At 71.4% G+C, this 19,614-nt stretch carries 20 protein-coding genes and 1 tRNA gene; 10 read left to right on the top strand and 11 right to left on the bottom strand.

All coding sequences use genetic code 11. The annotated features are described in order from the left end of the window. The 4 genes from N2041_RS11655 to N2041_RS11640 all read right to left on the bottom strand — a co-directional run. On the bottom strand, positions 1-182 hold a 182-nt coding region (locus N2041_RS11655; protein ID WP_297678757.1), incomplete at its 3' end, for a hypothetical protein. Positions 183-273: 91 nt separating this feature from the next. Beyond that, a complete protein-coding gene (gltA, locus tag N2041_RS11650) occupies positions 274-1,722 on the bottom strand; it encodes an NADPH-dependent glutamate synthase (RefSeq protein WP_297678756.1) in 1,449 nt (482 codons plus the stop codon). Between the two features lie 92 nt (positions 1,723-1,814). Further along, positions 1,815-2,309, bottom strand: a complete 495-nt coding sequence (locus N2041_RS11645) for a pyridoxamine 5'-phosphate oxidase family protein (protein WP_297678755.1) — start codon at positions 2,307-2,309, stop codon at positions 1,815-1,817. Then, positions 2,290-2,874: a GNAT family N-acetyltransferase gene (locus N2041_RS11640; protein ID WP_297678754.1), complete on the bottom strand. Its 585-nt coding sequence runs from the start codon at positions 2,872-2,874 to the stop codon at positions 2,290-2,292. Before N2041_RS11640 ends, N2041_RS11645 begins: the two co-directional genes overlap by 20 nt. Before the next feature lie 117 nt (positions 2,875-2,991). Here N2041_RS11640 and N2041_RS11635 point away from each other — a divergent pair, with 117 nt between their 5' ends. Next, positions 2,992-4,140: a DUF389 domain-containing protein gene (locus tag N2041_RS11635; RefSeq protein ID WP_297678753.1), complete on the top strand. Its 1,149-nt coding sequence runs from the start codon at positions 2,992-2,994 to the stop codon at positions 4,138-4,140. Here the strand turns inward: N2041_RS11635 and N2041_RS11630 are convergent. Together N2041_RS11630 and N2041_RS11625 are read right to left on the bottom strand one after the other, a co-directional pair. Continuing rightward, positions 4,137-5,141 (bottom strand): MBL fold metallo-hydrolase, encoded by a 1,005-nt coding sequence (locus tag N2041_RS11630; protein WP_297678752.1) that lies wholly within the window; start codon positions 5,139-5,141, stop codon positions 4,137-4,139. The genes N2041_RS11635 and N2041_RS11630 overlap by 4 nt on opposite strands. Before the next feature lie 44 nt (positions 5,142-5,185). After that, positions 5,186-5,261, bottom strand: a tRNA-Arg gene (locus tag N2041_RS11625). A 95-nt stretch (positions 5,262-5,356) separates the two neighbouring features. Here N2041_RS11625 and N2041_RS11620 point away from each other — a divergent pair. Further along, positions 5,357-6,532 carry a serine hydrolase gene (locus N2041_RS11620; RefSeq protein WP_297678751.1) on the top strand — a complete coding sequence of 392 codons (1,176 nt, stop codon included), beginning with the start codon at positions 5,357-5,359 and terminating at the stop codon, positions 6,530-6,532. Here N2041_RS11620 and N2041_RS11615 read toward each other — a convergent pair. After that, positions 6,498-7,349 (bottom strand): enoyl-CoA hydratase-related protein, encoded by an 852-nt coding sequence (locus N2041_RS11615; protein WP_297678750.1) that lies wholly within the window; start codon positions 7,347-7,349, stop codon positions 6,498-6,500. The genes N2041_RS11620 and N2041_RS11615 overlap by 35 nt on opposite strands. A 52-nt stretch (positions 7,350-7,401) precedes the next feature. On the opposite strand from N2041_RS11615, the gene N2041_RS11610 reads away from it, so the two are divergent. The 7 genes from N2041_RS11610 to N2041_RS11580 all read left to right on the top strand — a co-directional run bounded on the left by N2041_RS11610 (position 7,402) and on the right by N2041_RS11580 (position 14,195). Then, positions 7,402-8,355: a hypothetical protein gene (locus N2041_RS11610; RefSeq protein WP_297678749.1), complete on the top strand. Its 954-nt coding sequence runs from the start codon at positions 7,402-7,404 to the stop codon at positions 8,353-8,355. Continuing rightward, positions 8,352-9,227, top strand: a complete 876-nt coding sequence (locus tag N2041_RS11605) for a lysophospholipid acyltransferase family protein (RefSeq protein WP_297678748.1) — start codon at positions 8,352-8,354, stop codon at positions 9,225-9,227. Before N2041_RS11610 ends, N2041_RS11605 begins: the two co-directional genes overlap by 4 nt. Continuing rightward, positions 9,214-9,936 (top strand): PHP-associated domain-containing protein, encoded by a 723-nt coding sequence (locus tag N2041_RS11600; protein ID WP_297678747.1) that lies wholly within the window; start codon positions 9,214-9,216, stop codon positions 9,934-9,936. The genes N2041_RS11605 and N2041_RS11600 overlap by 14 nt, the downstream gene beginning before the upstream one ends. Next, on the top strand, positions 9,933-11,090 hold the full coding sequence (locus tag N2041_RS11595; protein ID WP_297678746.1) for a glycosyltransferase family 4 protein: 1,158 nt from the start codon (positions 9,933-9,935) through the stop codon (positions 11,088-11,090). Before N2041_RS11600 ends, N2041_RS11595 begins: the two co-directional genes overlap by 4 nt. Beyond that, positions 11,090-11,683: a CDP-alcohol phosphatidyltransferase family protein gene (locus N2041_RS11590; RefSeq protein WP_297678745.1), complete on the top strand. Its 594-nt coding sequence runs from the start codon at positions 11,090-11,092 to the stop codon at positions 11,681-11,683. The genes N2041_RS11595 and N2041_RS11590 overlap by 1 nt, the downstream gene beginning before the upstream one ends. 40 nt (positions 11,684-11,723) lie before the next feature. After that, a protein-coding gene (gene prfB / locus N2041_RS11585) for a peptide chain release factor 2 (RefSeq protein WP_297678744.1) occupies positions 11,724-12,831 on the top strand; the annotation gives its coding sequence in 2 pieces (ribosomal slippage) (positions 11,724-11,789 and positions 11,791-12,831; 1,107 coding nt in all). Further along, positions 12,828-14,195, top strand: coding sequence for a peptidase MA family metallohydrolase (locus tag N2041_RS11580; protein ID WP_297678743.1), 1,368 nt, complete (start codon positions 12,828-12,830; stop codon positions 14,193-14,195). The genes prfB and N2041_RS11580 overlap by 4 nt, the downstream gene beginning before the upstream one ends. 16 nt (positions 14,196-14,211) lie before the next feature. Here the strand turns inward: N2041_RS11580 and N2041_RS11575 are convergent, their stop codons facing one another. Further along, positions 14,212-14,748 carry a hypothetical protein gene (locus tag N2041_RS11575; protein ID WP_297678742.1) on the bottom strand — a complete coding sequence of 179 codons (537 nt, stop codon included), beginning with the start codon at positions 14,746-14,748 and terminating at the stop codon, positions 14,212-14,214. A 115-nt stretch (positions 14,749-14,863) separates the two neighbouring features. Beyond that, positions 14,864-16,048 (bottom strand): acyl-CoA dehydrogenase family protein, encoded by a 1,185-nt coding sequence (locus N2041_RS11570; RefSeq protein WP_297678741.1) that lies wholly within the window; start codon positions 16,046-16,048, stop codon positions 14,864-14,866. A gap of 102 nt (positions 16,049-16,150) precedes the next feature. On the opposite strand from N2041_RS11570, the gene N2041_RS11565 reads away from it, so the two are divergent. Continuing rightward, complete coding sequence (locus N2041_RS11565) at positions 16,151-17,332, top strand: alanine--glyoxylate aminotransferase family protein (protein WP_297678740.1); 1,182 nt, start codon at positions 16,151-16,153, stop codon at positions 17,330-17,332. Here N2041_RS11565 and N2041_RS11560 read toward each other — a convergent pair. Together N2041_RS11560 and N2041_RS11555 are read right to left on the bottom strand one after the other, a co-directional pair. Beyond that, positions 17,329-18,603, bottom strand: coding sequence for a nucleotide sugar dehydrogenase (locus N2041_RS11560; RefSeq protein WP_297678739.1), 1,275 nt, complete (start codon positions 18,601-18,603; stop codon positions 17,329-17,331). The two genes, N2041_RS11565 and N2041_RS11560, sit on opposite strands and share 4 nt — an antisense overlap. Continuing rightward, positions 18,600-19,613 carry a Gfo/Idh/MocA family oxidoreductase gene (locus tag N2041_RS11555; RefSeq protein ID WP_297678738.1) on the bottom strand — a complete coding sequence of 338 codons (1,014 nt, stop codon included), beginning with the start codon at positions 19,611-19,613 and terminating at the stop codon, positions 18,600-18,602. The genes N2041_RS11560 and N2041_RS11555 overlap by 4 nt, the downstream gene beginning before the upstream one ends. Position 19,614 lies beyond the last annotated feature (1 nt).

Here is a 19,614-nt window from a genome sequence, read left to right as displayed (position 1 = left end):
AACCAGTTGGTGCCGCCGCCGCGGGCGATGACGGTCTGGGCCTGGACGCAGAAGACGAGGAGCCAGACGGCGAAGGACGCGGGCCGGAGGAGCCGGACGAGGAGCGGGGTTTCGACGGAGCCGAGGGCGGTGGTGTCCTGGGCCGGCAGGAGGAAGGCGTTGAGGACGGGAGGCTTGTTCATGGTCGACCCCGTGCGATCTCACCGGAAAGATCGAACGGGGCCGAACCGTTGCGCAGGGTCCGTTTGTAAACGGTGTGTAATTCGTGGCCGCTCAGCGGCGCGGGGCCGGGAGCGTCATCAGGTACTCATGAATGGCTTCGGCAGCGCGGCGCCCGTCGGCAAGGGCGGTGACGACGAGGTCGGCGCCGTTGACGTTGTCGCCCCCCGCGAAGACGCCCGGCCGGGTGGTGCGGCCTTTTTCATCGACCTGGATGAGGGCCTTGCGGTCGGTGCGGATGCCGCTGGTGGTCTGGGGAACGACGGGGTCGGCGCCGTAGCCGATGGCGATGACGACGGCATCGGCGGGGATGATGAATTCGCTGCCTTTCACGGGGATGGGACGGCGGCGGCCGGATTCGTCGGGCTCGCCGAGCTCCATGCGCTGGCATTCGACGGCGCGGACGCGGCCCTGTTCGTCGCCGAGGATGCGGGTCGGCAGGGTGAGCATTTCGAAGCGGACGCCTTCTTCGCGGGCGTTCTTGCGCTCTTCGGCGCGGCCGAGCATCTCGGCCTCGGTGCGGCGGTACACACAGGTGACGTTCTGGGCGCCGAGGCGGACGGCGGTGCGAACGCAGTCCATGGAGGTATCGCCGCCGCCGATGACGACGACGTCGTTCAGCTTCGGGAGGGGCTCGCGGTAGCGCTCCGGGAGGAACTCGGGGGCGAGGTTGCCACGCACGAGGAATTCGGTGGCGGTGTAGACGCCCTCGAGGTCTTCGCCTTCGATCCCCATTTCGTTGCCGACGCCGGCGCCGGTGCCGATGAAGACGGCGTGGAAGCCCTGCCGGAAGAGTTCGTCGATGGTGATATCGCGGCCGACGTAGGTGTTGCAGATGAACTGGACACCCATGGCCTCGAGGTGGGCGATGTACTCGTCGACGATGTTCTTCCGCATCTTGAAGTTGGGGATGCCGTAGACGAGGACGCCGCCGGGCTCGGGCCAGTATTCGTAGACGGTGACGCTGTGGCCCTTATCGGCGAGCTGCTCGGCGACGGCGAGGCCGGCGGGTCCGGAGCCGATGACGGCGACCTTGAAGCCGGTGGGCTCGGGCATGTAGCGCGGCATGGGGTAGCCGCCGAGCTGCTGGCGCTGGTAGTCGGTGCAGAAGGCTTCGAGCTTGCCGATGGTGACGGGCGGCTCGGATTTCCCGCCGGGGCGGATGGCGAAGCCGACGACGCAGGCGCCTTCGCAGAGCTTCTCCTGCGGGCAGAGGCGGCCGCACATCTCGGGGAGGTTGGAGGTTTCGCGGAACTTGTCGGCGGCGCCGAGGATATCGCCGGCTTCGAGGAGGGCGAGGGCGCCGGGGATGTCGTTGTGGACGGGACAGGCTTCCTGGCAGGGCGCCGAGGGGCACTGGATGCAGCGGGAGGCTTCGATGCGGGCCGCGTTCAGGTCGAACCCGAGGTAGGTCTCTTCGAAGTTGCGCTTGCGCTCTTCGGGGTCCTGCTTCGGGACGGGCTGGACGCTGATGGCGAGGCGGCGGGCGACGTCGTTGGCCATGCTTCTCCGGTGCCGGCGGTGCGGCGGGGTTCCAGGGTCCCCTGATCGTACCGGAGGACGCGGGGGAAGTGAATGGCGCGAATCGTTATGTCTTATTCTTCGCCGCGGACCCGCTGCTGGAACTCCCGGTCGGCGCGCTTGCCGCGGTAGACGCGCATGTCGATGGCGCGGGTTACCTCGGGTTCGAGGCGGAAGAGGAGACGGGGCTCCGTCTGCATGTTCGCGAAGAAGGCGTCGACGGCGGCGGCGTTCGCGGGGTCGCCGCGGCCGACGTACTTCTCAGCGAGGAGCCGGGAGATGGGCCAGATATCGAATGTGGGGAGCTCGAACGGGGTGACGCGGCCGTCGAATTCGACGTGGCCGGTGAGCGGGGGGCCGGATTCGATGCAGAGGGAGGCGCGGGGATCGCGGAGGAGGTGTTTGCACCAGACGCGGTTGTAGGTGCCGGTGATCCAGATGCCGTCGTCGCGGTGGAGCCACCAGACGGGGACGGTGTAGGGGGCGCCGTCGCGGCGGAGAGTGGCGATGACGCCGACCGTCGGCAGCTGGAGGAATTCGGCGAGCGTCTCAGGCGTCATCCGGGGCATGGGCGTTGGGCTCCTCTGCGGGGGGCGGCGCGGGCTCCGCGGGGGGCTCGCGGAAGGCGGCCATCAGGATGCGGTCATCGTAGCGCCCATCGACCCAGGTGTGCGCGCGCTGGCAGCCTTCGACGGCGAAGCCGGCGGCCTCGAAGCAGCGCCGGGCGCGTTCGTTCGAGGCCGGGACGGCGAGCCAGACCTTGCGGAGGTTGCGGAGGCGGAAGGCGTATTTCACGAGGAGGCGGACGACGTCGCGGCCGTACTTCCGGTTGATGTAGTCGCGGTCGCCGATGGTGATGCGAAGTTCGGCGGTGCGGGCGGCTTCGTCGATGTTGCGGAGCATGCAGTGGCCGATGATTTTGCCGCCCTGGACTTCGATGGCGAACCACGACGGGCGGGGCGACTGGCCGGCGTAGAGGGCTTCGAAACGCTCGGCGAGGTGCTCCGGGGTGAGCGGCACGGGGACGTCTTCGCCACCCAGCAGCTGGAGCTCGACGTCGTTGTGGAATTCGAGGAGGCGCTCGAGATAATCGCGCCGCATGGGCCGGAGGATGGTGCGTTCGCCCTTGAGCATGGCGGTCTCCGCGGGGCAGGGGATGGGTGGTTCACCGGGAGGTATCGGCAGGGCGCGGCGCGGCGAGCAGGGCGGGCGGGAGCGACCGGAGCGGGGAAATCGGCGACACTGGCGGCGGTGCCGGGACATCCGATTCTGCCGAGGGGCCGCCTGCGGGCGGCGATCTTCCGGGCGGCGCGGCCAGACCTCCGGTTCCGCCTGCTGGTCTGGTTTTCGTGCGTCATCGCGACGCTGGGGCTCATCGGCGATTCGACGCCGGTGGTGATCGGGGCGATGCTGGTGGCGCCGCTGCTGGGGCCGATCATGGCGCTCGCGCTGGCGCTGCTGGGCGGGGCGCGCCGGGAGCCGCTGGCGCCGATGTGGTCGCTGGCTGAGGGGATGGTGACGGCGGTGGCGCTCTCGTTCGTGCTGACGGAGCTGCTGCGGGCCTCGCCGTTCGCGGTGCTGGAGACGATCCCCGGCGAGGTGCAGGCGCGGACGCGGCCGAACCCGCTGGACCTCGGTATCGCGCTGGCCGGCGGGGCGATCGGCGCCTACGGGCTGGTGCGGCAGCGGGCGGCCGATGCGCTGCCCGGGGTGGCGATTGCGACGGCGCTGATGCCGCCGCTCTGCACGGTGGGCATCGGGCTCTCGCTGGGGGACCGCGGCACCTGGGGCGGGGCATTGCTCCTGTTCGTGACGAACCTGAGCGCCATCATGAGCGCGGCGGCGGTGGTGTTCTTGCTGAGCGGCATGCGGCACCATTCGCCGACGCACCCGGGGCCGCGGCTGGTGCTGGGGGCGGTGCCGGTGGCCGTGCTGGCGGTCGCGCTGGCGGGCCTGACGATGCGGGCGGTGCAGGAGGCGCGGGAGGAGGACCAGATCGCGGCAGCCGCGCGCGAAGCGGTGACGAACCTGTTCCCGAACGGCAGCGTGGAGCGGGTCAGCCGCTCGTCCGGGGAGGACGGCAGCACGAAGGTGCGGGTCGAGGCGCAGGTGGACCGGGAGGCGACCATCAGCGACGCGGAGACGATCCAGGCGTTCGTCGCGCAGCGGACGGGGAAGCGCATCCAGCTGGTGCTGGTGACGACGCCGGTACTCGTGCTGGACCCGCTGAATCCGCCGGCGCCGGACATCCGGCTGCTGACGCCGACGCCCACGCCGACGGCGACCCCGACACGGACGCCGACGCCGACGCCCACACCGACGCGGACGCCGACCCCGCCGGCCAGCGGCGCGAGCCCGGCCGCCACGCTCTCGCCGGCCGCGACCGCCGCGGCGAACTAGCGGGCGGCGTCGGCGGCGGTGCCGATGAGTTCGTAGCGGGGCGGCTCTTTCCACTCGGCGGTGGGCGGGTTTTCCTGCCGGCGGAGCTCTTCGCGGCGCTTCTGCGTTTCGAGCTTGCGGGCCTTTGCGATAAGGAGGTCGCGCTGGCGGGCGTGCTCCTCGGCGCGGGCGACGGCGCGGGGGGATGGCGGCCGGCGGGGGATGCCGGGGTATTCGCGGATGCGGCCCTCGTCGGCGAGCTGCTTCAGATGGGCGCGGACGTTGTTGTCGGCGGCGCGCCGGAGGCGCGGGTCGATGTCGGGGTAGAGCTGGAGCATGATGTCCCAGCTGGAGAGTGCGCCTCCGCCTTCGAGCACCTGCAGGATCTGGCGCTCGCGCATGTTCCGGTGGTCGATGTACATCTGCAGGCGCTCGCGCGGGTCGCGGACGATGCGGCCGTGGCCGGGGCAGATGACGCGGAGGTTCGGGAGTTCGAGCAGCCGCTGGAGGGTGCGGCGGTAGCTGGCGAGGTCCCACACGGTGGTCGTGGAGGAGCCGAGGAGGGTATCGCCGGTGAAAAGCACGCCTTCCTCTTCGATGTAGTAGCAGAGCGAATCGACCGAGTGGCCGGGCGTTGCGAGGATGCGGACGCGGACGCCGCCGTCGAGGTCGATGACGTCGCCGTCGCGGAGGGAGGTGACCGTTGCGGGGATGCGGCCCTTGAGGAGTTGGCGGCCGTTGGCGGGGATGGCGACCTCGGCGCCGAGCGCTTCTTTCGCCCACTTGAGGTTGCCGGAGTGGTCGCTGTGGTGGTGGGTGATGGCGGCGATGGCGACTTCTTCGCGTTCGACGGCGGCGAGGTAGCCCTTGAGGAACCAGCGGTAGCGGTCGATGGCTTCGCCGGAATCGATGGTGAGCGACTGGCGGCCTTCGGCGCCGACGAGGTAGATGCAGGTGAATTCCGGGTGCATCGGGTTGTCGTCGGGGACGAGGGCGGCGCGGACGGAGGGTGAGATGCGCATGAGCGGAACCCGGGCGGGAGGTGGGGAGCAGTCTACGGCAGGGCTGGCGCCCCCGGCAGGATTCGAACCTGCGGCCAAGCGCTTAGAAGGCGCCTGCTCTGTCCTCTGAGCTACGGGGGCCTGACGGCATTGTAGCCCGGGCGGGGGATTGGGCGGCTCGCGGGGAGCGCCGCCGGGGGGTAAGCTTCCGGGCCACCACGAACGAGGTTCGCACGATGGGGTTCGAACAGTACGCGGCGGCGACGCCGGAAGATATCGGCATCGACAGCGAGAAGCTGGAGGCGGTCTTCGCGCGGGCGAAGCGGGATGTGGACGACGGCACGCTGAGGAGCGCGCAGGTGGCGGTAGCCCGGCACGGGCGGCTGGCTGGCGTCCGGACGTTCGGCACGGTGCGCCATGAGGGCCGGGAGGAGGAGGTGCCGGCGACGAACGACACGCTCTACACGATCTTCAGCTGCACGAAGGCGATCGTCGGCGCGGCGACGTGGGCGCTGTGCGAGGAAGGGCTGCTGCGGATCGATGAGCGGGTGGCGGAGATCGTTCCGGAGTTCGGGACGAACGGGAAGGACGGCATCACGGTCGAGCAGGTGATGCTGCACATCGCCGGCTTCCCGTATGCGCCGTTCTCGCCGCTGGACTGGGACGACCGCGAGCGGCGGCTGCAGCGGTTCGCGAGCTGGCGGCTGAACTGGGAGCCGGGGACACAGTTCGAATACCACGCGACGAGCGCGCACTGGGTGCTCGCGGAGATCATCGAGCGGCGGACGGGGATGGACTTCCGGGCGTACGTGCGGGAGCGGATTCTCGCGCCGGCGGGCGTTGAGGAGCTGTACCTCGGGCTGCCGGCGGAGCTGAACGGGCGCGTCGCGGACGTCCGGCACCTCATTCCGCCGGTGCCACCGCCGGGCGGCTGGGGCGAAGTGACGCCGGAGGCGATCCTGCAGTTCAACCGGCCCGAGGTGCGGGCGGTGGGGGTGCCGGGGGGCGGCGGCATCGGCGGGGCGGCGCAGCTCGCGCTCTTCTACCAGGCGCTGGTGAACGGCGGCGAGGGGCCGAGCGGCAAGCGCATCCTGAAGCCGGAGACGATTGCGTGGGCGACGGAGGTCCGGACGAAGGAGCACCACCGCGTGCCCATCCTCGACTACCCGGTGAACCGCGCGCTGACCGTGGTGGTTGCCGGCGACGACGGGAACATGCACCTGCGGGGCTTCGGGCGGACCTGCTCGCCGCGGGCGTTCGGGCACGGCGGCGCCGGCGGGCAGATCGGCTGGTGCGACCCGGCGACCGGCATCTCCCTCGGGTACTGCACGGAGGGGTTCCTCGACGAAATCCAGCAGGGGCGCCGGATCACGGCGATCAGTTCGCTGGCGGCGCAGTGCGCGGCGGGCTGACGGCGAGGAAGTCGGGCTCGCGCTTTTCGAGGAGGGCGGCGACACCTTCGCGGAAGTCCGGGCCGCGAGTCAGCTCGTCGAGCAGGCGCTGAGCCGCGTCGACGGAGCTGCCGACGTCGCGGTGGAGGTCGGCGTAGACCTGGCGGCGCGTCTCGCGGAGGGAGGACGGGGCGATGGTGCGGGCGAGCCGGCGGGCGTAGTCGAGCACGGCCGGCATCAGCTCATCGGCCGGGAGGACGCGGTGGACGAGGCCGAGCCGCTCCGCTTCTTCCGCGAGGAAGACGCGGCTGGAGAGCAGGAGCTCCATCGCCGGGGAGAGGCCGATGAGGCGGGGGAGGAGCCACGAAAGGCCGTATTCGGCGGGGAGGCCGAGGCGGCCGTGGGCCGTGGTGAGCTTCGCGCCGGCGGCCGCGAAGCGAATGTCGCAGAAGCATGCGAGAACGAGACCGACGCCGGCCGCCGGGCCGTTGACGGCGGCGATGGTCGGCTTCGCCAGCCCGAAGTGGTAGGCGAAGTCGCGGTCGAATTCGGGGCGGACGCCGAAGCCGGGGGTGGGGAGGTCGGCCGGCGTGCCCGGGTCGTAGCCGCCCTTTTCGATGTGGCCCTCGAGGGCGCGGGCATCGGCGCCGGCGCAGAAGCCGCGGCCGGCGCCGGTCACGACGATGACGCGGACGGCCGGGTCGGCCTCGGCCTGCTGGAGGCACCAGCGGTATTCGGTGTGCATGCGGCCGGTCCACGCGTTGAGCCGTTCAGGGCGGTTGAGGGTGATGACGGCGACGCCATCGGCGGCCGCGTAGCGGGTGACCTTGAGCTCCATGGAAAGGATTGTAAACGGGCCGGTAGGTGACGGCCGGGTACACTTGACCGTGATGGGGGATTCGAACGGGGCTGAGCGTGCGCGGAGCCTGCCGAAGACGGCGAGCCTGCCGAACTTCGGCGCGGTGCAGTACTGGGCGTGGCGGGCAGCCCGGGCGACGATCGGGCGGACGCCGGCGCCGGCGGCCTACCGGATCGCGGGGGGACTCGGCCATGCGGCCTACTGGTGCTGGCCGCGGGGCCGCCGGGCGATGCGGGCGAACTTCGCGCGGGTGCTGGGCACGGCGGAGCGCGGGCTCGTCGACCGGGTCGGGCGCGCCTCGCTGGCGGGGTATTTCCGCTATCTCGTCGATTTCATGCGGCTCGATGGCGGGCGCTTCCGGCTGCCGCAGGTGGAGGGCGAAGCGGCCTTCGCGGCGCTCGACCGGCTGCTGGAGCGCGGCCGGGGCGCGGTCATCGTCTGCATGCACTACGGCAACTGGGACGCGGGGGCCGCGTTCGCGGCGGCGAAGGGCTACCCGCTGGCGGTGGTGGCGGAGGGGTTCGGCGACCCGCGGCTGGACGAGCTGGTGCTCGGCGCGCGGGAGCAGCTGGGGATGCAGGTGATTCGGCTGGAGCGGGCCGGGCCCTCGATGGTCCGGGCGCTGCGGCGGAACGGGCTCCTGGCGCTGCTCATCGACCGGCCGGTGCCGGGGGAGGGCGTGGAGGTGAGCTTCTTCGGCGAGCCGGTGGAGGTGCCGGCCGGGCCGGCGCGGCTGGCGCTGGCGACCGGCGCGGCGCTGGTGCCGGTGGCGTTCCGGCGCTCAGACCCGCAGGGGCGGCGGATGGAGGTGGTGGGCGACTTCTCGATTCTGCCCTGCGATGAGGCGAAGCCGGAGTGCGTGCGGACGCTGACGCAGCGGGTGATGTCGGCGCACGAGCGGTTCATCCGGGAGCAGCCGGAGCAGTGGTACATGTTCCGGGAGCTTTGGCGGGGGCAGGGCGCAGGGGACGGGGCAGCGCCATGAGCGGGCGGGCGCTCGCGATGAAGGCAGCCTACCACCTGGCCGGGCGCTGGCCGGGACCGTTCTATGCCATCGCGCCGGCAGTCGCGCGGGTGACGTGGGCGCTGAACCCGGCGCTCCGGCGGCGGGTGACGCGGAACCTGCTGCCGCTGTGCGACGGCGACCGGGAGCGGGCGCGCCGGGAGGGCCGCAGGGCCGTGCAGCACGTGCTGGAGTACTTCCTCGACCTCGTGACGCTGCCGCGCCGGGAGATGTCCCGGTTCGAAGCCGAGCACCTGGAGATCTACCACGACGAGCGGCTGGAGCTGCTCCGGTCGAATGGGGCGGTGCTGCTCGTGAGTGCGCACACGGGGAACGCGGAGATGGCGATCCAGGCGCTGACGTTCCGCGGGCGGTCGTTCGTGGCGCTCGTGGAGCGGCTGGAGCCGCGCGACTGGGCGGAGTACATGCTGAAGCTGCGGTCGTCGGCGGGCGGGACGTTCCTCGAGGCAAACTTCGCCGGGGTGCGGGCGTGCATCGAGACGCTGCGGCATGGGGGCGTGGTCGGCGTGATGGGGGACCGCGACATCCAGCACACCGGGGTCTGCACGCGGCTGTTCGGGCGGGCGGTCCGGCTGCCGCGCGGGCCGTGGGAGCTGGCGCGGCGGACGGACGCGCTCGTCATCCCGATTTTTTCGAGCCGGAAGCGGGGCGACCAGTTCCGGATCGACGTGGAGGAGCCGTTCCGGGTGGCGGCGACCGAGGATGCCGAGGCGGACATCCGCTGCGCGGTGGAGCGCTTCGCGGGGCTGCTCGAGCGGCACCTGCGGCGGGACCCGGGCCAGTGGGCGGTGCTCGAAGACTTCTGGAAGGTGCACGGCTGTGGGGAAGGCTGACCTCCACCTGCACACGCGCGTGAGCGACGGCTTCGCTTCGGTGGAGCAGCTGCTGGCGTGGGTGGAGCACTGCACGGACCTCGACGTCATCGCGGTGACAGACCACGAGGACGTGCGGGGCGGGCTGGAGGCGCGGGAGCTGGCGGCGAAGCGCGGCTACCGGTTCGAGGTCATCCCCGGGGCGGAGGTGACGACGCTGCAGGGGCACGTGCTGGCGCTGTTCATCGAGCGGGACGTGCCGAGCTTCCGCGGGGTAGAATCGACGCTCGCGATGATTCACGATGCCGGCGGGCTCGCGGTGGCCCCCCACCCGCTCAGCTGGCTGACGCGGTCGGTGGGGCAGCGGACGCTGGATGCGCTCTGGCAGCGGGGCGAAGCAGGGGTGGGGTTCGACGCGATCGAACTGGCGAACCCGAGCCCGGCCGGCCGGCGGACCGGCGCGAAGGCCGCGCGGCTCAACGGGGAGCGGTGGGGGCTCCCGGCGACGGGGAGCTCGGACGCGCACCACCTCGAGCACGTGGGCAGCGGCTGGACGGAGTTCCCCGGGGCGACGGGGGCCGACCTGCGCCGGGCGATCGCGGCGGGGACGACGAGGGCGGCGATGACGCCGCCGGCCGCGGTGCCGCCCGCGAAGCTCGCGCTGGGGCTGGCGTGGGGGTATTCGGCGACGCCGCGGAAGGTGGTGCGGATGCTGGGAGGCCGGCGGTGAAGATCGCGCTCGTCAGCCCGTACGACTGGTGCGTCGAAGGCGGCGTGAAGACGCACATCCGGCACCTCGCGGCGTCCTTCCGGGCGTGGGGGCACGAGGTCATCATCTTCGCGCCGGCCTCGGAGCCGGGGCGCGTGCGGGACGAGATCCACGTGATGGGGCGGCCGTTTTCGATGCGGGTGAGCGGCTCCGTGGCGCGCATCACGTTCTCGTGGAAGTCGCCGGAGGTGAAGCGGGTGCTGCAGGAGCACCGGTTCGATGTGGTGCACCTGCACGAGCCGCTGATGCCGCTGCTGCCGTACCACTTCCTGCGGTATTCGAAGGCGGTGAACGTGGGGACGTTCCACGCGGCGAAGGAGGGCGGCAACCGGTTCTACGGGTACACGACGCCGCTGACGCGCCGGTGGTTCCGGAAGATCGAGGGGAAGATCGCGGTGTCGCCGGCGGCGGTGAAGCTGGTGAGCCGCTACTTCCCGGGCTACTTCAACATCATCCCGAACGGGATCGACTACGAGCATTTCGCGGGACCGGCGGAGCCGTTCCCGGAGTTCATGGACGGGAAGAAGAACATCCTCTTCGTGGGCCGGCCGGAGAAGCGGAAGGGGCTGACCTACCTGCTGCGGGCGTACCTGCGCATCCGGCAGGTGGAGCCGGACACGCGGCTGATCGTGGTCGGGGCGGGGGATTTCACGCGGTTCGAGCGGGTGATGGCGCCGTTCCCGGACGTCGTATTCCGGCCGAACGTGCCGTATGCCGACCTGCCGCGCTACCACCGGAGCTGCACCGTGTTCTGCGCGCCGAACACGGGGAACGAGAGCCAGGGGTACGTGCTGCTGGAGGCGCTGGCGGCGGGCGATGCCGTGGTGGCGAGCAACATCGAAGGCTTCGCCGGGGTGATGACGCACGAGATGGAGGGGCTGCTCGTCCGGCCGAAGGATCCGGACGCGATCGCCGAGGGCATCCTGCGGCTGCTGCGCAATCCGGCGCTTCGGGAGGCGCTGAGCGCCCGCGGCCGGGAGCTGGCGCGGCACTATAGCTGGGACAACGTCGCCCACCGGGTGATGTCGTACTACGAGCGGCTGCTGTACGAACGGGAGCAGGTGGCGGAGACGCGGGCCCGGCGGGCGGCGCAGCTGGCGGGGCCGGGCCGCTGATGGGCGTGACGCTGCTGCCCACCCGGCTGCCGAAGGGCGTGCAGGACGCCATCGGGCGGACCGTCGGCGGGCTCGGGATTACCCCGAACATGGTCTCGATGGCCGGGGCGGCCGGGAACGCCGCGGCGGCGGTGCTGGTGGCGCGGGGGAGCCTGCTGGCAGCGGGCATCGTGTACCTCGTGTTCTCGGCGCTCGACCTGGTGGACGGGGCGGTGGCGCGGGCGACGGGGAAGGCGAGCCCGTTCGGTGCGGTGTTCGATGCGGTGCTGGACCGGGCGAGCGAGGCCGTCGTGCTGGCGGCGTGCGCGTGGTATTTCGCCGCGCGGGGGCAGGAGTGGCAGGTCGGCGCGGCGTACGCGGCGCTGCTCGGCAGCGTGGCCGTGAGCTACCTCCGGGCGCGGGCGGAGGTGGAAGGTGTCCCGATGCGGGAGGGGCTGTTCCGGCGGCAGGAGCGGGTGGCGGTGCTGGGGGTCGGGCTGCTGCTGGGCTGGCTGACGGCCGCGATGGTCATCCTCGCCGTGCTTTCGAACCTGACGGCGCTGCAGCGGGCGTGGATGCTGACCCGGGCGCTCCGGGCCGACGGCGGCCGCTGAGCGGCTCGATCGTGGGGCCGGGGCGTGCGAGGATGCGCGTATGAACGAACTGCAGGCGCGCGCGCGCGAGCTTTCGGACCGGATCTCTGACCTCCTGGTGCGTCTTTGACCTCGCCAGGGATGAAGCTCGCGTAGCAGAACTCGAACAGCAAACCCTCGAACCCGGCTTCTGGGACGACGCGGCCGCGGCGCGGAAGGTGATGCAGGAGCTCGCCGCGCGGCGGGAGCGTGTCGAAACGTGGCGCGGGCTGGAGCGGCGCGCCCGGGATGCGGCGGAGCTCATCGAGCTCGCGCTCGCGGAGGGCGACGAGGCGACGGCGGCCGATGCGGCGAAGGAGCTCGACGCCATCGAGCAGGAGCTCGGACGGCTGGAGTTCCAGCTCCAGCTTTCGGGGCCGTACGACATGCGGAACGCCATCCTCGCGGTGCACGCGGGCGCGGGCGGCACGGATTCGCAGGACTGGGCGGAGATGCTGCTGCGGATGTACCTCCGCTGGGCGGAGCGGAAAGGCTTCGAGGCCGAAATCCTCGACCTGACGGAAGGCGAAGAGGCGGGCATCAAGAGCGCGACCATCGAAGTGCGCGGACCGTACGCCTACGGCTACCTGAAGAGCGAGCGCGGGGTTCACCGGCTGGTGCGGCTTTCGCCGTTCAACTCGGCGGCGACGCGGCAGACGAGCTTCGCGAAGGTGGAGGTGATGCCGGAGGTCGACGAGGTCGGGGAGATCGAGATCAACCCTGACGATCTCCGGATCGACGTCTTCCGTTCGAGCGGGGCGGGCGGCCAGAACGTGCAGAAGAACTCGACGGCGGTGCGGATCACGCACATCCCGACGGGGATCGTGGTGACCTGCCAGAACGAGCGGTCGCAGGCGCAGAACAAAGAGAGCGCGATGAAGGTGCTCGAAGCACGGCTGCTGGAGCTGGAGCTGAACCGCCAAGAAGAAGAAAAGGCGCGGCTGAAGGGCGAGCACGTGGATGTTTCGTTCGGGAGCCAGGTCCGCAATTATGTGCTGCACCCGTATAAGCTGGTGAAGGACCTGCGCACCGGGTACGAGACGTCGGACACGACGGCCGTGCTGGACGGGGAGATCGACCCGTTCATCGAGGCGTATCTGCGGGCGCAGGTCGGGCAGGAGGAGGCATGAGGCTGGCGGCGGCGGCCGCGCTGACGCTGGTAGCGCTGGGGCTGCTGGGCCCGGGCAGCGCTCCGGCGCGGGCCGCAGCGGTCATCGAATCGGTCAGCGTGGAGAACGGCTACCCGCGCGCGCTGACCTTCCGCGTGACGGCGCGGGCGGATACCGACATCACCGACGCGACGCTCCACTACGCCATCAAGGGGCGCGGCACGCGGGCGCTGGACAAGCCGAAGGACCTCGCGCCGGCGCGGACGCTGACGGCGGAGGTGGAGCTGCTGGTCAACACCGGGCAGAACTACATCCCGGTCGGCTCGGAGTTCACCTACTACTGGGAAGTGACGACGGCGGACGGGCAGGTCGCGCGGAGCGAGGAGCAGCAGTTCCTCTACCTGCCGCCGGACCGGCAGTGGCAGTCGGTAGCGAACGACTTCATGGTGGTGTACTACCACGGCGACCGGGAGACGCTGGCGCGGGCCTACCTGAATGCCGGCGCCGATACGTACGAGCGGATCGGGCGGCAGCTGTACGGCATCGAACTGACGACGCTGCCGGTGAAGGTCATCCTCTTCGCGAACGAGGCGGAGATGAACCCGGCGCGGCCGGGCCAGGGCGGCCGGTTCGATGCGGCGGTGACGACCTGCGGGACGAAGGTGACGAATGACATCCTGCTGATGATCCCGGTCCCGTGCGGCTCGAACGACCGGACGGATACGCTGCGGCACGAACTGGGGCACATCCTGAACGACGTGGCGGGGCAGGGCGCGCTGGCGAAACTGCCGGCGTGGATGGATGAGGGGGCGGCCGTGCTGGCGCAGTCGTCGCCGGGCGACTATGAGGGCGCGTTCCGGGTGGCGGTCCGGGCCGACCGGCTCATTCCGTTCAACCAGATGGTCGTGCCGACGAGCAATCCGCAGCTCGTGGGCGTGTTCTACGGGCAGGCGTACTTCATGGTGAAGTTCCTCGTCGACCGGGAGGGGCCGGCGAAGTTCGCGGAGCTGATGCGGACGATCAAGGCCGGCACGCGGTACGACCAGGCGATCGAGCGGGTGTACGGGCTGACGATGACGCAGTTCGAAGACGAGTTCCGGCGGGAGCACGGGCTGGCGCCGCGTGCCCAGCCGACGGCCGCGCCGACTGCGGCCCCGACGCAGCGGCCGCAGCAGGCCGGGCCGACAGCCATCCCGACGCGGGCGCCGGCGCAGGCAGGCGGGGACGCCGGCGGCTCGGATGGGCTGGACCGGGGGATGCTGGTGATTTTCGGGCTGGCGGTGCTGCTGGCGCTGGCGGCGGTCTTCAGCTGGCTGCTGGCGATGATGCTGGCGAACAACCGGCAGCAAGGCGGCGGCGGAGGCGCCACCGGGCCGGGCTCCTGAGCTGAAGGCCCCGGGCTCAGGCGGTGGCCGGCGGCCCCCGGCGGGCCGCACGAGACGCGTCGCGCCGGAGACCCCGCGGGTCGGGAAGCAGCGCCTCAAGGTGCGCGAGGAGATGGGCCCGGCTGAAGTCGGCCTCGCGGCCGAGAGGCGAGAGCAATTCGGGGTCACCGGGGCGAAAGGGGACCCGGAGCGGCAGCGCGGGCCGCTCCAGGGCGGCGCGGAGCCGTTCGCAGCTTTCCCGGTAACGCCGGATGCATTCGGTGGGCGAAAGGTCGATGGCGAGCGCGGCGAGCCAGGCGTTGATATCGGCTTCGGCGGCAGTGCGCCAGAGCCGGGCCGAGATACCCATCGCCTCGGCCGGGTGCCGACCTTCCAGCAGGGCGGCGCAGGCGAGATTCCAGTCCGCGAGGTGGGCGATGTGAACTTTACGCGGCCAGCCGTTAGCGGCCGACGCTTCGAGGAAGCCGGTGGACAGCCATTCGAAGGTGGCGATGGCGCGGTCCGCCGCCCACCATGCACAAGCGGCGCGTTCGGCCGGGTCGGGACGGTCCATTGCCACAGTACACGTGATTGGCGGGGCGCCCGACAGGTCCACTTTGGGCAGGTCCGGGACGCGAAGCGGCCGCCCCGGAAAGGGGCGGCCGCTGGTCGATGGCCGGGAGGAAGCGTCAGCCTCGGGGCAGGCCGAGGCCCCGGGTGGCGATGATGTTGCGCTGGATTTCGCTCGTCCCGCCTTCGATCGTGTTGGCGATCGAGCGGAGGTACATGTACTTGATGCGCCCGCGCATCGGGGGCTTGGGGCCGTCGGTCTTCGCATCGAGCTGGCCGTAGAGGCCGAGGACCTTCATCCCGGTGCGGTAGATGCGCTGGTTGAGCTCGGTGCCGTAGAGCTTGGCGACGGCGGCTTCGTGGCCGGGCGCGACGCCTTCCTTTGCCTGGATGGAGACGATCTTGAAGCTCATCATCTGGGCAACGCCGGCTTCGACGTACCGCTCGACGAGTTCGTGGCGGACGGCCGGGTTGTGCGCGAGGGTGCTCTGCCCGTTCGCGGTGTTTTCGCGGGCGAACTTGATGAGGTCTTCGACGGCCTGCCGGGCGCCGACGGAGCCGCCGATGTTGGAGCGTTCGAAGGAGAGGGTCGTCTGGGCGAGATACCAGCCCCGGTTCTCCTCTCCGATGATGTTGGCGCGCGGCACGCGGACGTCTTCGAAGAAGACTTCGTTGAATTCGTGGGTGTAGGCGGCGTTGACGAGCGGGCGGACGGTGATGCCCGGGCTCTTCATATCGACGATGAAATAGGTGATGCCGCGGTGCTTCGGCGCATCCGGGTCGGTGCGCGCGAGGAGGATCATGTACTTGGCGAGGTGGCCGCCGGAGGTCCAGATCTTCTGACCGTTGACGATGTAGTCGTCGCCGTCGCGGACGGCGCGGGTCTGAAGGGCGGCGAGGTCGGAGCCTGCGCCGGGCTCGGAGTAGCCCTGGCACCAGATGTCTTCGCCGGAGAGGATGCCGGGGAGGTACTTCTGCTTCTGCTCTTCGGTGCCGTGAACGATGAGGGTGGGGCCGGCGAAGCCGACGGCGATGCCGCCGGGGCGGGGGAGGCGGGCCTCGGCGAGCTCCCAGTTGAAGATGAACTGCTGCATGACGGAGAGGCCGGCGCCGCCGTACTCCTTCGGCCAGGCGGGGGCGACCCAGCCGCGGGCGGCGAGGGCCTTCGTCCACTCTTTGCTGCCGCCGTAGAAGCCGCGCTCGCCGTCGTCATCGCGCTGGCGGGCCTTGTGGCCCTCCTCTTCGATGAACTTGCGAACTTCGGCGCGGAATGCGGCCTCTTCCGGGGTGTCGCGGAAGTCCATGGAATACCTCACGTGTGGTAGTGGCTCGATTGTACACGCGCGTCGAAAAAGGGGCTGCGAGCCGGGAGGCGGCTGCGGTGCGCAGGGGGTAGGATCGGCGGCATGCCGACGACGTTTACTCCTCCGAACCGCATCCTGATGGGCCCCGGGCCGAGCGGGGCGCACCCGCGCGTGCTCGCGGCGATGACGAAGCCGCTGCTGGGCCACCTCGACCCGGACTTCCTCCGGGCGATGGACGAGTGCCGCGGGATGCTGCGGGAGGTGCTGCAGACCGAGAACGAGGTAACGCTGGCGACGCCGGGCACCGGCACGAGCGGGATGGAAGCGGCGGTGATGAACCTGGTGGAGCCGGGCGACCGCGTGGTCGTGGGGATTTGCGGGTACTTCGGCGAGCGGATCGCGCAGATGGCGGAGCGGGCCGGCGGCGAGGTCACGCGGGTGCAGTCGCCATGGGGCGAGCCGGCGGACGCAGCGGTGGTGGAGGCGGCGGTCCGGGCGGCGGGCAATGTGAAGCTGGTGGCGATCGTCCACGCGGAGACGTCGACAGGGGCGGAGACGCCGGTAGAGCCGTTCGCGCGCATCGCGCGGGAGGCCGGGGCGCTGCTGCTGGTCGACTGCGTGACGTCGCTCGGCGGGGTGCCGGTGCGGGCGGATGCGTGGGGTGCCGATGCGGTCTATTCGGGCACGCAGAAGTGCCTGAGCGCGCCGCCGGGCGCCGCGCCGATCACGCTCTCGCCGCGGGCGTGGGATGCGGTGCGGAGGCGGGAGACGCCGTGCAACACGTGGTATCTCGACCTCCAGCTGCTCGAGGCGTACTGGGACGAGCGGCGGGTGTACCACCACACGGCGCCGATTTCGATGATCTACGCGCTGCACGAGGCGCTGCGGCTGGTGCTGGAGGAAGGGCTGGAGGCGCGCTGGGCGCGGCACGAACGGAACGGCCGGGCGCTGCAGGCGGGGCTGGAGGCGCTGGGGCTGACGCTGCACGCGAAGGCGGGCTACCGGCTGCCGGTGTTGACGACGGTGCGCATCCCGGACGGGGTGGAGGACGCGGCGGTGCGGGGCGCGCTGCTGCGGCGGTTCGGCATCGAAGTCGGCGGCGGCCTCGGCGAGCTGAAGGGGAAAGTGTGGCGCGTCGGCTTGATGGGTGAGAGCTCGACGCCGGGGAACGTGCTGTACTTCCTGAACGCGTTCGGCAAGCTGCTGCGGGAGCAGGGCTTCCCGGCCGACCTGCGGGCCGGGCTGGATGCGGCGGCAGCGCGGCTGGGGACAGCCGGGGGCTAGCGGGCGGGGGTCGGCGGCCGCCCGACGCCGAGGTAGCGGACGCCGGCCGCTTCGACGGCGGCACGGTCGAGGGCGTTTCGGGCATCGACGACGACCGGGGCGATGTGCGCCCAATCGAGGCCGGCGTAGGCGCGGTGGTAGCTGTGGACGATCGCTGCGTCGTAGCCGGCGAGCGGCTCGGCGGCGCGTTCGAAGCCGAGCGAGGCGATGCCCTCCGGGCTGAGCAGCGGGTCGTGGCCTTCGACGCGGGCGCCGAGCGCTTCGAGTTCGCGGCGGAGGTCGACGGCGTTCGTATGGAAGGTGACCGCGACATCCGGGCGGAAGGTGAGGCCGAGGACGAGGACGCGCCGGCCTTCGAGCCCGCCGAGCAGGGCCGCGAGGCGGCGGACGACGTAGCCGGGCATGGCATCGTTGACGGCGCGGCCGAGGGCGGAGAGGGCGGAGGGGCCTTCGCCCTGCATGAGGAAGCGGGGGTAGACGGGGATGCAGTGGCCGCCGACGCCGGTGCCCGGGACGTGGATGTGGGAGTAGGGCTGCGAGTTGGCGGCGCGGATGACCTCCGCGATATCGAGGCCGTGGACGTCGGCGACCATGGCGAGCTCGTTGGCGAGGGCGATGTTGAGGTCGCGGTATGCGCCTTCGGCGAGCTTGGAGAGCTCGGCGGCCTCGGCCGAGGAGAGGAGGAGGACCTCGCCGCCGAAGGTCTGGCGGTAGAAGTCGGCGGCGAGGCGGCCGCCCTCGGGGTCGACGCCGCCGACGACTTTCGGGTACTTCGTGAGGTCTTCGATGACGCGGCCCATGAGGAGGCGCTCGGGGGAGAAGGCGACGTGAAGGTCGTCGCCGAGGCGACGGCCGCCGCGTTCGAGGCGGGGCGCGAGGACGCGCCGGGTGGTGCCGACGGGGAGGGTGGTGTCGAAGATGCAGAGGGCGCCGGGCGCGAGCGCCGGGGCGACGGCATCGACCGCTGCGAGCAGGTGGCTGAGGTCGGCGCGGCCATCGGCATCGACGTCGACGCGGACGGCGAAGAGGATGACCGCGGCATCGCGGACGCCGGCGGCGGTATCGGTCGTGGCGCGGAAGGAGCCGTCGGCGATGGTGCGCGCGAGGAGTTCGCCGAGGCCGGCCTCATCGGGCAGGGGGTTCTCGGCACGGTTGATGCGCGCGACGCGGTCGGCGTCGATGTCGCAGCCGGTCACGCGGTGGCCGCGGGAGGCGATGGTGACGGCGAGGGGCAGGCCGATGCGGCCGATGCCGATGACGGCGACGTTCATGGGAGAGTCGCGACCTCGTCGAGGCTGACGGGGAGGCCGGTTTCGCCCGAGCGGACGAGGGCCTCGGCGACGGCGAGGGCGGCGATGCCGTCGGCGGCGGGGACGGGCGCGGGGCCGCCGGCGAGGATGGCATCGCGGAAGGCCTCGAGCTCGACGCGGAGCGGCTCGCGGTTCGGGATGGGGTAGCGGGTCATCGGGCCTTCGGTGACGGAGGCGTAGACGCCCTCTTTCGCGGCGGCGGCGTAGTTCTCGTAGAAGCAGAGCACCTGCGCGGCGTAGTCGACGGTGAACATGCCGCGCTCGCAGAGGACGGTGAGGGTGCGCTCCTTGGTGGGGGTGAGCCAGTTGATATCGAGGAGGCCCATCGCGCCGCCGCGGAAGCGGAGCATGCCGGCGAAGAGGTCTTCGTTGCCGGTGGCGATGTGTGAGCGGGATTCGGCGTAGACGCGCTCGACGTCGTCGTCGAGCAGGTAGCGCATGATGTCGATGTCGTGGGGGCCGAGGTCGTGGATGACGCCGACGTCGCGGATGCGGTGGGGGAAGGGGCCGACGCGGCGGGCGCGGACCTGGAGGACGCGGCCGCCCTGGCCCTCGGCGAGGCGGCGCTTGAGTTCGCGGACGGCCGGGTTGAAGCGCTCGATGTGGCCGACGGTGAGGAGGAGGCCGGCGCGGTCGGCGGCGGCGGCGATGCGGCGGGCAGCCTCGAGCGTGGCGGCGATGGGCTTTTCGACGAGGACGTGGGCGCCGGCCTCGATGCAGGCGAGCGCGACTTCCTCGTGGAGGCCCGTCGGGACGACGACGCTGACGAAATCGGGGCGCGTCTCGGCGAGGAGGGCGGCAGGGGAGGCGAAGCCGGGGATGGGGCGGCCCTGGACGGCCTTGCGGACGCGCTCGGCATCGGGGTCAGCGACGGCGACGAGTTCGACGCCGGGGGTATCGGCGAGGACGCGGGCGTGGTTGGCGCCCATGGAGCCGAGGCCGATGACGGCGGCGCGGAGCGTGCGGTTCACG

This window comes from Tepidiforma sp. (assembly GCF_026419595.1).
Classification (GTDB): Bacteria; Chloroflexota; Dehalococcoidia; order Tepidiformales; family Tepidiformaceae; genus Tepidiforma.
The sequence above is the reverse complement of the archived record's forward strand: the minus strand, read 5'-3'. Positions and strand labels throughout refer to the sequence as shown.